Raw genomic sequence first — 15,318 nt, 5'->3', positions numbered from 1 at the left:
CCCGGTACCGGGGAAGAGCACCTGTGGGCCGGCGTGATCGGCCAGCCAGCGGTGAGTGGAGAGAAACCGGCCTGAGAGCACGACCGCGTCATGTGAGGCGACCTCGACCGCCACCGACACCACCGGGTGCTCCACCGCTGTCAGTCCGGCCTGTGTCACCTCTCCTGTTCCGGTGGTGCGTTCCAGCCAGAACCGTGACCGGTCGAAGGCATACGTCGGCAACTCCACCGGCTCCGCTTCCGGCAGCAGCGAGTCCCACGCGACATCCACCCCGGCCGTCCACAGGGTGCCCGCGCTGGTGAGGAACCGGCGCAGTCCGCCGTCATCGCGCCGCAGCGTCCCGGTCACCGTCACCTGGGCTCCGGGCACGGTGTCGACGGTTTCCCCGATGCCGGGTGTCAGGACCGGGTGGGCGCTGCACTCGACGAGGGTGGTGAACCCGTCGGCGAGCAGACCGCGCACCGCCTGCTCGAACTCCACCCGTCCACGGAGGTTGGCATACCAGTAGTGGCCGTCCATCTCCGGCCCGGTGAGCACCTCGCCGCGCAGTGTCGAGTACACCGGCACCTGCCCGGCGCGCGGCCGGACGGACGCCAGATCAGCCTCGATGCGCCGGCGGACCTGCTCGACGTGCGCGGAGTGGGAGGCGTAGTCGACGTCGATCCGCCGCGCCCGCACCCCCGACCCCGTCAGCCCGGCCACCAGGCCGGCGATCTCCTCCGCACCCCCGGACACCACCGTGGAGGATGGCCCGTTCACGGCGGCCACACTCACCGACTCCAGGCCCGCGATGCGCTCCTGAACCTCCGCACACCCCAAGGCCACCGAGGCCATGGCACCCTGCCCGCAGATCTCCACCAACGCTTGGGAACGGGCCACCACCACCCGCACCGCGTCCTCCAGCGACAGCACCCCGGCCACATACGCCGCCGCGATCTCGCCCTGGGAGTGACCGACCACAGCCGAGGGCGTCACCCCCACCGACTCCCACAACCGGGCCAGGCCCACCATCACCGAGAACATCACCGGCTGGACCACATCCACCCGGTCAAAGCCAGGCGCCCCCGGCTCCTGCCGCAGGACCCCCACCACGGACCAGCCGGCCAACTCCTCCACCATCGCCGAGCACTCACCCACCACCCGGGCGAACACCTCACTGCCGGCGAGCAGCTCCACCCCCATCTCCACCCACTGCCACCCCTGCCCCGGAAACACGAAGACCACCTTGGGGCGTGCCTCGGCTAGGCCTCGCACAGCACCGGCGGGCAGTTCGGCGGTGAGGAACTCCTTGAGTGTGGTCGAGAGCTCGTCGACGGACTCACCCACCACGGCCAGGCGATGCCGTAACCCGTCGCGCTCCGCCAGTGCAGTCGCGACCGATCCGGCACCCACCTCGGGCCGCTGCTCCAGGAAGGACACCAACCGCTCGGCCTGGCCCCGCAGCCCGCCCGCACTGGCCCCGGACAGCACCCACGACACCAGCCCCGCACCATCACCCACGGGCTCGGCAGCGGGCTCCTCCGCAGGCGCCTCCTCCACGATGACGTGGGCGTTCGTGCCGCTCACTCCGAAGGACGACACACCCGCCCGGCGCACCCGCTCCCCGCGCGCCCATGCGACCCCGTCAGCCAGCAGCGACACCGACCCGGCTGACCAGTCCACCATCGGCGTCGGCTCACCGGCATACAGCGACGGCGGCAACTCCCCCTGCCGCAACGCCATCACCATCTTGATCACACCCGCCACACCCGCGGCCGCCTGCGCATGACCGATGTTCGACTTCACCGACCCCAACCACAACGCACGCCCCAAAGGACGCTCCCGCCCATACGTCGCGATCAGCGCCTGCGCCTCGATCGGATCACCCAACCGCGTCCCGGTACCGTGCGCCTCCACCACATCCACATCAGCGGGCTTCACACCGGCGTTGTCCAGCGCGGCCCGGATCACCCGCTGCTGCGACGGCCCGTTCGGGGCGGTCAGCCCGTTGCTCGCGCCGTCCTGGTTGACCGCAGAGCCACGCACCACACCCAGCACCCGATGCCCCAGGCGCCGGGCATCCGACAGCCGCTCCACGGCCAGCACACCGACACCTTCCCCGGCGCTGAAACCGTCGGCCGCGGCGGAGAAGGGCTTGCACCGGCCGTCCTCGGCCAGACCTCGCTGGCGGGAGAAGTCGACGAATCCACCCGGGCTGGCGATCACCGTGACACCGCCGGCCATGGCGAGGGAGCACTCGCCCTGGCGCAGCGCCTGCACCGCCAGATGCAGAGCGACCAGCGACGACGAGCACGCCGTGTCCACCGACACCGAAGGCCCCTCGAAACCGAACGTGTACGACACCCGACCGGACAGCACACTGGCGATGTTTCCCGTGAGCGAGTAGCCCTCGACACTCTCCGGCACCCTGCCGGGTTCGGGTATGTAGCCGGAGGTCGAGGCGCCGACGAAGACGCCGGTACGGCTGCCGCGCAGTTCCTCCGCCTTCAGCCCCGCCCGCTCCAATGCCTCCCACGACACCTCCAGCAGCAACCGCTGCTGCGGATCCATCGCCAACGCCTCACGCCGCGAGATCCCGAAGAACTCCGCGTCAAAACCCGCCACGTCATCCAGGAACCCACCACGCCGCACATACGACTTCCCCGACGCATCCGGATCCGGGTCGTACAAGTCCTCCGGCCAGCCCCGGTCCGCCGGAAACTCCGACGTCGCATCCACACCCCCGGCCACCAACCGCCACAAATCCTCCGGCGAACCCACCCCACCCGGATAACGGCACGCCATACCCACGATCGCGATCGGCTCCCGAGCCGTCTCGACCATGCGGTTGTTCTCCTGCTGCAACCGCTCGGTTTCCTTCAACGAGGCACGCAACGCCTCGACCAGCTCGTTGTTCGCAGCATTCATGGTGAGTTACTCGCTCTCCCCAACAGGGTCAGGACGGTCGCCGCGTGCCATGCGGATCATTTCTTCGATGCTCATGGAGTCGATCTGGCTCGCGGCCGGCGGTTCGTGCCGGGCCGCCTGCGAGGCCGTGGCCGCAGCGCTGCTCGCCGTTTCGCGGTCGGGCTCTGTGAAGGGCGCCGGTTCCGCGACGAGTTCGTCGAGGAGATGCCGTGCCAGCGCCTCCGACGTCGGGTGGTCGAAGATCGCGGTGGGGGACACCCGCAGGCCGGTCGCCTTGTTGAGCCGGTTGCGCAGCTCGATCCCCATCACCGAGTCGAAGCCCAGGTCACGGAAGGCCTGGTCGGGTGCGACGCGTTCGGTCCTGGCGTAGCCGAGGACGGTCGACACCTCGGCGCACACCAGGTCCAGCAGCGCGTCCAGCCGTTGCTGCGGCGTGAGCGCGGAGAGCCGGGTCAGCAGGGCGGGCTGCTCGGTCGTGGTGGTGGCCGCCGGTATCGGACCGGTACCGACCAGCTCGGACACCATGGGGTGGGGGCGGATGGCGTTGAGGTGCTTCCCGGCGCGGGCCCAGTCGACGTTCGCGACCATCACGTCCGTGTCGCCGTGATCGAGGGCCTGCTGAAGCGCCGTGGCCGCGAGGTGCGGGGTCATCAGGTCCATTCCGCGGTGGCTGATGAATTTGGCGAATTCCTCCTTGCCGGCCATCCCGCCGCCGGACCATGCCCCCCAGGCCACCGAGAGGGCCGGGATTCCTTCCGCGCGAAGGTTCGCCGCGAGGGCGCTGAGATAGGCGTTGCCCGCCGCGTAGGCGCCCTGTCCGACGTTCGGCAGCAGACTGCCCGCAGAGGAGAACAGCACGAATGCCGAGAGGTCGTGCGCGGCGGCCAGCTCACAGAGATGAGACACGGCTCCGGACTTCGGGCGCAGCACCCGCTCCAGTTGGCCGGCGGCCACCTCGTTCACCGGTGCGTCGTCCACGATGCCGGCCGTGTGCATCACGGCGGTGAGAGGGTGCTCTGCGGGAATGCTGTCGACCGCCCGGGTCAGCGCGTCCCGGTCGGCGGCGTCGCACGCGGCGAGGGTGACCGAGGAGCCCAGTCCCTCGAAATCCGCGACGAGTTCGGCGGCGCCCGGAGCGTTCGCGCCCCGGCGGCTGACGAGGAGCAGGTGGGGGGCGCCGTGGTAGGCGAGCCACCGGGCGACGTGGCTGCCGAGAGCGCCCGTGCCGCCGGTGACCAGTGTGGTGCCCTCCGGACGCCAGGGCGCGGGCTGCGCATCGTCCGGGAGAGGTGCGCGCTTCAGGCGGCGCAGCAGGACTCCGGTGCCGCGGACGGCGACCTGGTCCTCGTCGCCGGGTCGGCGAGCACCCCGCATAGCATGGCGGCGGTGTGGTCCTCGACCGTTGGCGGAAGATCGATCATGCCCGCCCGGAGCGGCGGGTTCTCCAGGCCGGCGGCCCTGCTGAGGCCCCAGACGTGAGCCTGCACGGGGTGGGCCGGGACCTCGTCGGGGGTGACGGAGACGGCGCCGCTGGTCACCGACCACAGCCGGGCCGGGAACGGAGCGGAGTCGAGTGCCCGCACCAGATCGACGGTGGCCAGGAGGCCCGAGGGCACCACAGGGTGCCGTGGGTGCGGAGACTCGTCGAGTGGGAGGAACGACAGTACGCCTCCGACCTCGCCGTCCGCCGAGTTGTCGACGCCACGGCGCAGGAGCTCCGCCAGCGTCTCACGGTCGCCGTCCCGGGTGTCGACCAGCAGCGGCACCGGGTCGGCACCGTGCTGGGTGAGGGCCTTGAGGGAGCCGACGACCAGTTCGTCGTCCGCCAGGTGTCGTGGCACGACCACGAGCCAGGCACCGGACAGTACGGCGGTGCCGTCCGTCCGTGGCGCGGGGTCCCAGGTGGTCCGGTACCGCCAGGACTCGGCGACCGTGCCTTCCCGGTGCTGCTGCCACCAGTGGGACAAGGCGGGCAGCACCTGGTCGAGGGCGTCGGTCGCCCGGTCGTCCCGGAGACCGAGCAGCCCGGCCAGTTCCTCGGCCTGACCGTCCTTCACCAGACGCCAGAAGCGCCGCTCCAACCGGTCGTCCGGGCCGCTGTCCGGAACGGTGCCCGTCGCCGTGGCGAGCGCGTCGAGGGGCAGTTCGACGGGATCGGCTTCCGGCAGCAGTGAGTCCCACGCGACATCCACCCCGGCCGTCCACAGAGTGCTCGCGCTGGTCAGGAACCGGCGCAGTCCGCCGTCATCGCGCCGCAGTGTCCCCGTCACCGTCAAGTGCGCCCCGGGCACGGTATCGACCGTCTCACCGATGCCCGGAGTCAGCACCGGGTGGGCGCTGCACTCGACGAGGGTGGTGAACCCGTCGGCGAGCAGGCTGCGTACGGCCTGTTCGAACTCCACGCGCCCACGGAGGTTGGCATACCAGTAGTGGCCGTCCATCTCCGGCCCGGTGAGTACCTCACCCCGCAGTGTCGAGTACAGCGGCACCTGCCCGGCGCGCGGCTGGACGGACGCCAGATCAGCCTCGATGCGCCGGCGGACCTGCTCGACGTGCGCGGAGTGGGAGGCATAGTCGACGTCGATCCGCCGAGCCCGCACCCCCGACCCCGTCAGCCCGGCCACCAGACCGGCGATCTCCTCCGCACCCCCGGACACCACCGTGGAGGACGGCCCGTTCACGGCGGCCACACTCACCGACTCCAGGCCCGCGATGCGCTCCTGAACCTCCGCACACCCCAAGGCCACCGAGGCCATGGCGCCCTGCCCGCAGATCTCCACCAACGCTTGGGAACGGGCCACCACCACCCGCACCGCATCCTCCAGCGACAGCACCCCGGCCACATGCGCCGCCGCGATCTCGCCCTGGGAGTGACCGACCACGGCCGAGGGCGTCACGCCCACCGACTCCCACAACCGGGCCAGGCCCACCATCACCGAGAACATCACCGGCTGCACCACATCCACCCGGTCAAAGCCAGGCGCCCCCGGCTCCTGCCGCAGGACCCCCACCACGGACCAGCCGGCCAACTCCTCCACCACCGCCGAGCACTCACCCACCACCCGGGCGAACACCTCACTGGCGGCAAGCAGTTCCACCCCCATCTCCACCCACTGCCACCCCTGCCCCGGAAACACGAAGACCACCTTCGAAGCGGCCTTCGTGCTGCCTTCGAGTACGCCCTTCGACGGGGCGCCGGACAGGAAGGACTCCAGCCCCTCCACGAGCTCGTCCGCCGACTCACCCACCACCGCGAGCCGATGCGGCAACCCCGCTCGCCCGGCCAGCGCGCCCGCCACCGATCCCACGTCGGTCCCCGGCCGCTCACCCACGAACGACAGCAAACGCTCGGCCAGGTCACGGAGTTCACCGCCCGTGTCTCCGCAGAGCAGCCACGGGACGGGTCGGCTCGGAGTGAACTCCCGGTACCAATAGGGGCGGTGCTCCCAGGGGTAGCCGGGGAGGCTCACCACCCGGCGGCCGGGCGGTGTGGCCTGCGGAGTGGGGCGGTATCCGGCCGCGTACAGTTCGGCGGCGACCAGATCGGGCCGGTCACTGTGGACGCCCGGGTGGGCCGGTGGCGTGTGGCTGAGCAGCACGTCCACGACAACCGTGTCGGCATCCGCGTCGGACGCGAGCAGGATCGGGAGCCGTGCTGCGGATCGGGTGGAGTCCTCCGGCGGCTCGGAGCGGCCGCTCAGCAGCTGTCGCAGGGCCTCCTCCACAGTGAGCTGCCCGGCGGCGCACGCGGCGGCGAGGCGGCCGGTGCCCGTTCCGACGACCGCGACGGGGGTGATGCCCAGCGCGTACCAACCCCTCGTCGCGGCGTACTGATGGGCGAGGAGGAACGCGTCCCGCAACTCGGCGGGCGGCTCCGCGGTCAGGTCGCAGGGGGTGCCGAGCAGGCGCTCCAGCACGGCTGCGCAGCGCGTGAGGGCGGCCTCGTGGCCGGGCGCGGCGAGCGCGAACGCCCGGCGGGCCTCGGCGGGTGGGAGATCCGCGCCGTAGGACAGGGCGACGGACGGTTCCTCGTCCTCGACGGCACGGCCGAGGCGGGCCTGCGGCGGCGTCCGGCCCGCGGCGACCTCGTCCAGCGCCTCGGCCAGGGCGGCGGCGTCCGGGCCGACCACGACGGCACGGTGCTCCAGCAGGGAACGGCGGTGCCGTGCCGTGAAGACCACGTCGGCCACGTCGTGACCGCCGGTGCGCAGCGCGTCGGCCAGCAGCGCGGCGGCGGCACGCAACGCGGCCGGCGTTGCCGCGGTCACCGGCAGTACGTACGGCGGGGTGCCGGGGCCGGCGGTCGGGGCGGGCTCGGGCACGAACTGCTCGACGAGGACGTGTGCGTTGCTGCCCGTGAAGCCGAACGCGCTGACACCGGCCCGCGCCGGGCGGCCCTCGGCGGGCCACTTGCGGGGAGCGTCGACCAGTGCCACCGGCAGCCGGTCCCAGTCGATGTGCGACGTGGGGCGGTCGACGAGGTGCGGCGGGAGCTCGCCCGCGGACAGCGACAGGACGACCTTGAGCAGTCCCACGACGCCCGCCGCGGCGCCGAGGTGACCCACGTTCGCCTTGGCCGACCCGATGAGCAGCGGGCGGTCGGGCGCGCGCCCGGCGCCCAGTGACTCGGCCAGGGCCCGCACCTCGATCGGGTCTCCCAGCGGGGTTCCGGTGCCGTGCGCCTCCACGTAGTCGACGTCGGCGGGGGACCAGCCGGCCCGGTCGAGGGCCTGCCGCACGACGTCGACCTGGGCGGAGGCGTTGGGCACGGTCAGGCCGCCGGTCGCACCGTCCTGGTTGAGAGCACTGCCGCGCAGCACGGCGTACACGCGGTCGCCGTCGGCGACGGCGGTGCGCAGCGGTTTGAGGATCAGGGCGACGGCGCCCTCGCCGCAGGCGAACCCGTCGGCGTCCTGGTCGAAGGCCTTGCACCGGCCATCCTCGGAGAGCGCCCCGCCGCCCGCCATCGACGCCATGAGCGGACTCGGCGCGACGACGGCGCTGACGCCACCGACGACGGCGACCTCGCACTCGCCGGACCGCAGCGCCTGGCAGGCCAGGTGCACCGCGGTCAGCGACGAGGAGCAGGCGGTGTCGACGGCGAAACTCGGGCCGCTGAGGCCGAGGACGTACGACAGCCGGCCGGCCACGGCCGCGTACGAGGTGCCCGTGCCGTGGTGCAGTCCCAGGTCCGTGACCGTGAGGTGCCGGGCGATCAGATGCTGGTAGTCGGCGATGGAGATGCCGGCGTACACGCCCACCGGCCGGGACGCCAGGGAGTGCGCGGGGCACCCGGCGTCCTCCAGTGCCTCCCAGGCGACTTCCAGGAACATGCGCTGCTGCGGATCGAGCAGCTTGGCCTCACGCGGCGAGATACGGAAGAACGGGGCGTCGAAGTCGGCGATGCCGTCGACGTACGAACCGCGGGTGGGGATGGCGGCGCCCAGTTCCTCCCACAGCGGGTCGGCACGCCGCCCCGGCGGCGGCTCCGACGCGGTGTCACGGCGCTCCATGAGCAGCCGCCAGAAGGCATCCGGGGACGCGGCGGCCGGCAGCCGGCAGCCGACGCCGATGACCGCGACGGCGTCCGCCGGTGTTCCGGCGTCGACGGCGGCCGCAGCAACGGGCGTAGCGGCCGGAGCGGCAGGCGTCGCAGCGCTGACGGCATCAGGAGCGGGAGCGGGCGGCACGGGAGCCACCTCAGCGAGGTAGGCCCCGAGTGCCGCCACCGTCGGTCGTTCGAACACGATCGGCGTGGGCAGCTCGACGCCGAAGTCCTCCTCCATGCGCCGCCGCAGCGTGACCGCGGTCAGCGAGTCCAGCCCCTGCTCGAAGAGCCCCCGGCGGCGCCCCAGCCGATGCCCGTCGCGCAACCCGAGCACCTCCCGCACCAGAGCCTCGACGCGGTCGGCGGCGGACCCGGTCGCGGAGCCCGAGGGCACGGGAGCGGCGGGAGCGGCCGCTGTCGGCACGGGGCGGGGGGCCGCCACTTTGGACTCGGCGGCGGGCAACGCGACCGGAACCGCGTCACCGGGTGCCGCGTACAGCTCCCCGGTCACCCGGTCGTCCTCGTCCAGCAGCGTGAGCCGGATGCGCGCCGGTACGCCACCGGAAGCCCGGACTCCGTCGGCCGGGGCGTTCTGCCGGCCGCGCGGCACATCCGGCAGCCAGTGGCGGTCGCCTTCCCAGGAGGGCACCGGCAGTGAGCGGTAGCGGCGCGGCCGGCCGGTGACCCGCTCCCAGCGCACCGGAACACCCGTCACGTGCAGCCGCGCCAGGGCCTTGTGCACGGCGGAAGGGCCCGGCTCGTCGCGGTTGAGCACCGGCAGCGCCGGTGACAGCCGGCCGCGGCGGCGCAGGGCGTCGGCCAGCGGAGGCACCAGCACCGGGTGCGGGCCGATCTCGACCAGCGGACGGTCGTCACCGGCCAGCATCGCGTCCACGGCGGGCCACAGCAGCACCGGGCTGGTGAAGTTCCGTGCCCAGTACGCCGCGTCGAACGTGAGGTCCCGTGCCTCCGGGTCGACCGTCGAGACCAGGGGCACCACCGGGACCTGCGCGGTGATCTCCGCCAAGGCCTTCTCCAGCGGCGGGCCGCAGTGCGCGACCAGCGGGCTGTGCGCGGCGGCGTCCACACGCAGCAGCCGGCAGCGGAGGCCGCGCGCCTCCAGGGCGGCGGCGGTCTCCTGGACCGCTGTCGTCTCCCCGGCGACGATCAGCGACTCGGGGCCGTTGACGGCCACGACGGTCACCGGCAGCCCGATGTCGGCGAGCGCGTCCCGCACCCGGTCCTCGCTCCCACGCACCGCGTACATCAGGCCGGTGCCGGCCGTCTCGCCGAGCAGCCGAGCCCGCCGCACGATCACCTTGACCGCGTCCGGGAGGCTGAGCGCACCCGCCGTGTGGGCCGCGGCCACCTCGCCGAGGCTGTGCCCCACGATGGCGCCAGGGGTGACACCCCGCTCGCGCAGCCACCTGGCGAGCGCGACCTGTACGGAGAAGATCGCGGGCTGCACGATCTCCGTCTCGGCCAGCCGTGAGGTGCCCGTGGGGCGGCGTATCTCGTCCAGCAGCGACCACGCGCCCTCCGCGGCGATCAACTCGGCGCACTCGTCCAGGGTTTCGCGCACGGACGGGTCCGAGTCGTACAGGTCGGCCGCCATGCCCGCCCACTGGCCGCCCTGACCGGAGAACACGAACACCGGCGAGGGCGCGGTCTCCGGGTCCTCCACGACGCCCGCGTAGGCGCCCTCCGGTGGATCCAGCGGGTCCTCCAGCGCCGCGACCAGACCTGCCCGGTCGTCGGCGACGACGGCGTAGCGGTACGCCTCGTGGGTGCGGCGGGTCGCCGCGGACGCCACCAGGTCGCCGAGCGGGGCGTCGTCCTCGGCGACGGCCGCGCGCAGGCGCGACACCTGCTCGGCCAGCGCCGTCTCGCCCGCGGCGGACACCAGCAGGACGTGCGGCGTGCCCTGCGGCACCGACGCGGCCGGGTCGGTGCCCGAACCGGCCACCGCCCGTTCCGGCGCGGGCGGTGCCTCCACGACGACGTGTACGTTCGTGCCGCTGAGCCCGAAGGAGCTGACGCCCGCGCGCGGCGGTCGCTCCCGGCCGGACAGGTCCACCTCGGCCAGTGGCACGGCCACGGCGCCGCCGCGCCAGTCGACGGCGGGGTTCTGGCGCTCGACGCGGGGCTGCGCGGGGACCCGTCCGGAGGAGACCACCCAGATCGTCTTCAGCAGGCCGCCGATACCGGCCGCCGCGTCCATGTGACCGAGCACCGCCTTGTGCGAGCCGACCAGGACGGGGGAGTCCGCCGTACGGCCCGTCCCGTACACCTCGCCCAGCGCCTCCACCTCGATGAGATCGCCGATGGGGGTGAAAAAAGCAGTGCGCCTCCACGTAGTCCACCTCGTGCGGGGCGAGACCGGCCCGGTCCAGGGCACGCCGGAGCAGGTCGCCCTGAGCGGCGGCGTTCGGCACGGTCAGCCCCAGGCTGGCGCCGTCGTTGTTCACGGCCGAGCCGCGGATGAGGGCGTGGATCCGGTCGCCGGCCGCCACGGCGTCGGCGTACCGCTTGAGGACGACGACGCCGCACCCCTCACCGCGCACGATGCCGTCCGCCGAGGCGTCGAACGGCCGGCACACCCCGGACGGGGACAACGCGCCGACGCTGCTGAGGAACACGCTCAGGTCCGGGGTGATGAGCAGGCTGACCCCGCCCGCGAGGGCCGTGTCGCAGTCGCCGGTACGCAGGCTCTGCACCGCTTGGTGCACGGCCAGCAGGGACGAGGAGCAGGCCGAGTTGACCGTCGACACCGGCCCGTGGAGGTCGAAGGTGTAGGCGAGGCGGCCGGCGGCGAAGCTGAACTCCGTGCCGCTGACGTGGTGCGGGCCGATACGGCCCAGGCCGAGGGTCCGGGCGTGCAGCAGTTCGTAGTCCTTGGCGAGCATGCCCAGCACCACGGCGGTACGCGAGCCGCGCCACTCCTCGCGGGGGCGGCCCGAGTCGGCCATCGCCTCCCACGCCACCTCCATCACCAGGCGCTGCTGCGGGTCCAGGGAGTCCGCCTCGCGCGGTGTGATGCCGAAGAAGGCCGCGTCGAAACGGTCGATGTCCTCCAGGAAGGCGCCCACGCCGTTGGAGATGGTGCCCGGCCCGCCCGCCGGGTCGGCGTGCTCCGGCCCCCAGCGGTCCGCCGGCACGTCCGTGAACAGGTCGGGGCCACCGGTCAGCAGACGTCCGAAGGAGTCGAGGGACCGCACCCCGCCCGGGAAGCGGCAGCCGACGCCGACGACGGCTATGGCTCCGGACTCGGTCATCATTTCTGCCCCTCCGAAGAGTCGAAGTACTGCCGAATCACTGCGGCACAGGACAGCCGCGGTGCCGCACAGCTGTCGTCGGGAAGGCAGGCGAAACAACCCCCCGTGCAGATGTCCGCATCACCCCGCGGGAATTCATGACGCGCCGGTCGCGAATTCCGGGTCTTTTTCCTGGGAATGCCGATTGGCGACACGAGATTACTGTCCGGTGACCCCCGGAGTCAGCCCCTATCCGTCCCCTACGGGCAGGCGCCCACCGGGCCGCACCCCTATCGCAGGCCGACCGCTCCGGGCGGGGTGAGCAGGACGCGCCGTGCGTTCAGCTCGCCGCGCTCCATGCGCCGGTGCGCCTCCGCCGCGGCGGCCAGTGGCAGCGTCTCGGTGCGTCGCGGCCGCAACAGGCCCTGCGCGAGCAGGGTGTTGATGACTTCGGCCGCCTCCGCCAGCTCCGGCACCCGCGCCCGGGAGATGACGAACCCGACGACCGAGGCGTCCTTCATGTACATCGCCCCGGCGGGCAGCGCGGGCCGGGACGCGGCCCCCGCGAGCACCACGACCCTGCCGCGCGGAGCCAGCAGCGGTATCGCCTGCTCCAAGTCGTTGCGGTTTCGAGGTGTCGGTGTACAGGTCGATGCCGTCGGGCGCGGCGTCCCGCAGCCGTTCCCACTGGTCCCCGGCCCGGTGGTCCACGACCTCCGCGGCGCCCAGCCGGCGGCAGTACCCGGCGTCGCCGGGCCGGGCGGTGGCCACCACCCGGGCCCCGGCCCACGCCGCCATGGCCACCAGCGCGCTGCCGACGTTCCCGGCCCCGCCGGCCACGACGACCGTCTCGCCCCGCCGCAGCCGGCCGTGGGTGAACAGCGCCAGGTGGGCCGTCGCCGCCGGGTGGACCGTGGCGAGCGCCTCGTAGGGGTCGACACGGTCGGGCAGCCGGTACAGCCGGTCGGCCGGCACCACCGCCTGCTCGGCCGCGGCGCCCTGCCGGCCGCCGTGGCCCAGGCTGTTGCACCACACGCGCTCGCCGACCGTGAAGCCGCGCACGCCGTCACCCGTCGCGGCCACCGTGCCGACGAGGTCGCGGCTGATGACGAACGGAAAGTCCATGGGGGTGCGGAACAGGCCGGAGCGGACGAAGGTGTCCACCGGGTTGACCGTGGTGGCCGCGACGTCGACCAGGACGTCCGACGGCCCGGGGAGCGGGGCGGGCACCTCGCTGTACCGGATGACGTCCGGGGGACCGAGCCGCTCGATGAAGGCTGCCTGCATGCCCCCAGCGTGGCGGATCGGTTCCCGCCGGTCATGAGCCGCCCTGATTTTCTGTCATCTTCCGGTAAGGCGGAGCGCGCGACTTGACGCATTCACCGACCGCTTCTTGAGAGCCGGGGAAATCGCTGCGACGCTCCCGGCCAAAGGAGCCGAGCCGCAGTGTGCGGACGATGCCGAAATACACCCCCGAATCTGATGGTTGGAAGCGTGACAGCATGATTCTGCAACGCATAGCGAACCGTGGTTTCCGGCTGGGGTCGTTGTTCGAGCGGGCGGCGGCCCGTCATCCTGCGAATGTCCTCATCCTCGACCACGACCTCGACGCCGCCCCGCGGCTCGGCCGCCGGGCCACGATCGCCGAGGTCGCCGAGACGGTCGCCGACCTGGCCTCGCGGCTGTGGGCGGCGAAGGTCCGGCCGGGCGAACGGGTGGTGATCTACAAGTCGGACGGCTTCGACATCGTGCTGCTCGCCTGTGCCGTGGCACGGTGCGGAGCGGTGCCCGTCCTGCTGTCGCCGAAGCTCGACGGCGACACCGTCGCCACTCTGGTCCGCCGGGCGAACCGGCCCCACCTCGTCACCGACCAGGCCAAGCTGGAGCGGGAACTGCCGGCCGACATCTTCGAGGCGAGCGAACGCGTCCTCCTCACCTCGGGTGCCTTCGAAGGAACCGTCGACCTGCACTCCCTGGCCGGCTGCGAGCCCTTCGACGGCCTCACCATGCCCCCGGACCATCCCACGCTGATCACCCACACCTCCGGCACCACCGGCACGCCCAAACTGGCCGTCCACACCGGACGCACCCTTCAGGCCCGCTACCGCCCCCAGGTGTCGGCGCTCGCACCGATCGTCCGGGGGCGCGAGACGATCGCGGTGCACGTGTCCTTCGTGCACTCCCGGATCTTCACCGCGCTGGCCATCTCCCTGTTCCGCGGCTTCCCGATCGTGATGATGGCCGACTCCGACCCGCGGCACGCCGCCGACCTGTTCGCGCGGCTGCGGCCCGGCATCCTGGAGGCACACCCCAACTCGTTCATGCAGTGGGAGGAACTGGCCGACGACCCGCGAGGCCCGCTGCGCAACGTGAAGCTGTTCAGCAGCACGTTCGACGCCATCCACCCGCGGACGGTGCACCGGCTGCTGCGGGCGACGCGCCGCCGCGCCCCGATGTTCGCGCAACTGTACGGGCAGAGCGAGGTCGGTCCGGTGGTGGCCCGGTCCTTCTCCCCGCGCCGCGCACCCGACGCCGACGGCCGCTGCGTCGGCATGGCGATCCCCGGCATGACCGAGGTACGGGTGGTGAGCCGCAACGGCATGCCGCCGTCCCCGGAACACCCCGGCTACATCGAAGTGCGCAGCGACGGCAGGATCGTGACCTACCTGGGCGAGCAGGACCGCTACGACCAGCAGGTCACGGACGGCTGGTGGCGGATGGGTGACGTCGGCTACCGCACACGGTGGGGATGCGTGCACCTGCTGGACCGCGAGGTCGACCTCATCGAGGACTTCGGCAGCACCCTGGCCGTGGAGGACCAGCTCTTCGGGAAACTGGACAACCTCCTGGAGGTCGTCATCGTGCCGGGGGAGGGCAACGTGGCCACTCCCATCGTCTGCACCAAGGACGACGTTCCCCTGGACCCCGAGGCGTGGCGCTCGGCGGTCGCGGGACTGCCGAAGATGGCAGCGCCGGTGCAGTGGAGGCACGAGGACCTGCCGCAGACCGCCACGACCAAGATCAAGAGGCTGGAGCTGGCCCGCCTCCTCGCGGAACGGGCCGCCTGACCTACAGAGGGCGGGACGCGGTCAGTCGACGACCCAGCCGTGCTCCGCGGCGAAGCCCGCCAACGTCGAGCGCAGCTCCACGACCTGCCGTGCCGTCAGGTCCGGGCCACTGGTCAGCAGCAACTCGGTGACCAGCTGGGTGAATTCGCCGCGCGAGAAGACGGCGCAGGTGTCGTCCGGCACGGACCCGGCGCCGCGCTCCACGGACGCCGCGGGCGCCGCCGACGTGTCCAGCGCCCCGCTCGGCAGCGGGCCGCCGCCCGGCGGCAACGTGGCCCCGCCGTTCGAGCCGCGCCCGCCGGTCGCCTGCGCCGGGCCGGCGAGCGACACGTCGTAGGCCTTCAGACCACGCCCGCCGTCCAGGACGTCGAACACCACCCGAGTGCCGCTGGTCAGCGTCGTGCCCGGCTCGGCCAGGTCGTTGACGTGGACGAACACGTCCTCACCGCCGTTGTCGGGCGCGATGAAGCCGTACCCCTTGACGTCGTCGAACCGGACGACAACCCCTTGCGCCATGTCCCTCTCCCCACCTGCCCAGCGA

Annotated in this window: 5 protein-coding genes and 2 pseudogenes; 1 reads left to right on the top strand and 6 read right to left on the bottom strand. The window is 72.7% G+C overall.

Translation table 11 applies throughout. The features are described 5' to 3' along the window. From SSQG_RS38090 to SSQG_RS04545, 5 genes and pseudogenes are all read right to left on the bottom strand, one after another. Positions 1-2,907 (bottom strand): type I polyketide synthase (locus SSQG_RS38090; RefSeq protein ID WP_158681003.1); only part of this gene is annotated, 2,907 nt, incomplete at its 3' end. A gap of 6 nt (positions 2,908-2,913) precedes the next feature. Further along, complete coding sequence (locus SSQG_RS38085; RefSeq protein WP_052310233.1) at positions 2,914-4,281, bottom strand: beta-ketoacyl reductase; 1,368 nt, start codon at positions 4,279-4,281, stop codon at positions 2,914-2,916. Continuing rightward, complete coding sequence (locus SSQG_RS43380; RefSeq protein WP_003988537.1) at positions 4,206-10,763, bottom strand: type I polyketide synthase; 6,558 nt, start codon at positions 10,761-10,763, stop codon at positions 4,206-4,208. The genes SSQG_RS38085 and SSQG_RS43380 overlap by 76 nt, the downstream gene beginning before the upstream one ends. Before the next feature lie 94 nt (positions 10,764-10,857). Further along, positions 10,858-11,730: pseudogene (locus SSQG_RS43890) on the bottom strand (polyketide synthase); the annotation flags it as partial. 269 nt (positions 11,731-11,999) lie between these two features. Continuing rightward, a pseudogene (locus SSQG_RS04545) lies at positions 12,000-12,996 on the bottom strand (NADPH:quinone reductase). A 215-nt stretch (positions 12,997-13,211) separates the two neighbouring features. Between SSQG_RS04545 and SSQG_RS04540 the strand changes: the two are divergent. Beyond that, positions 13,212-14,777 (top strand): class I adenylate-forming enzyme family protein, encoded by a 1,566-nt coding sequence (locus SSQG_RS04540; protein WP_003988534.1) that lies wholly within the window; start codon positions 13,212-13,214, stop codon positions 14,775-14,777. A 21-nt stretch (positions 14,778-14,798) separates the two neighbouring features. Here the strand turns inward: SSQG_RS04540 and SSQG_RS04535 are convergent, their stop codons facing one another. Beyond that, positions 14,799-15,293, bottom strand: a complete 495-nt coding sequence (locus tag SSQG_RS04535; RefSeq protein ID WP_003988532.1) for a cold-shock protein — start codon at positions 15,291-15,293, stop codon at positions 14,799-14,801. Positions 15,294-15,318: the final 25 nt, after the last annotated feature.

It is taken from the genome of Streptomyces viridochromogenes DSM 40736 (genome assembly GCF_000158955.1).
Classification (GTDB): domain Bacteria; phylum Actinomycetota; class Actinomycetes; order Streptomycetales; family Streptomycetaceae; genus Streptomyces; species Streptomyces venetus.
Note: the sequence above shows the minus strand (reverse complement) of the source record. Positions and strands in the feature narration are given on the sequence as shown.

Coding starts and splice junctions, on each gene's coding strand:
- SSQG_RS04535 (WP_003988532.1), bottom strand. CDS start 15,293: ATGGCGCAAGGGGTTGTCGTCCGGTTCGACGACGTCAAGGGGTACGGC.
- SSQG_RS38085 (WP_052310233.1), bottom strand. CDS start 4,281: ATGCGGGGTGCTCGCCGACCCGGCGACGAGGACCAGGTCGCCGTCCGC.
- SSQG_RS04540 (WP_003988534.1), top strand. CDS start 13,212: ATGATTCTGCAACGCATAGCGAACCGTGGTTTCCGGCTGGGGTCGTTG.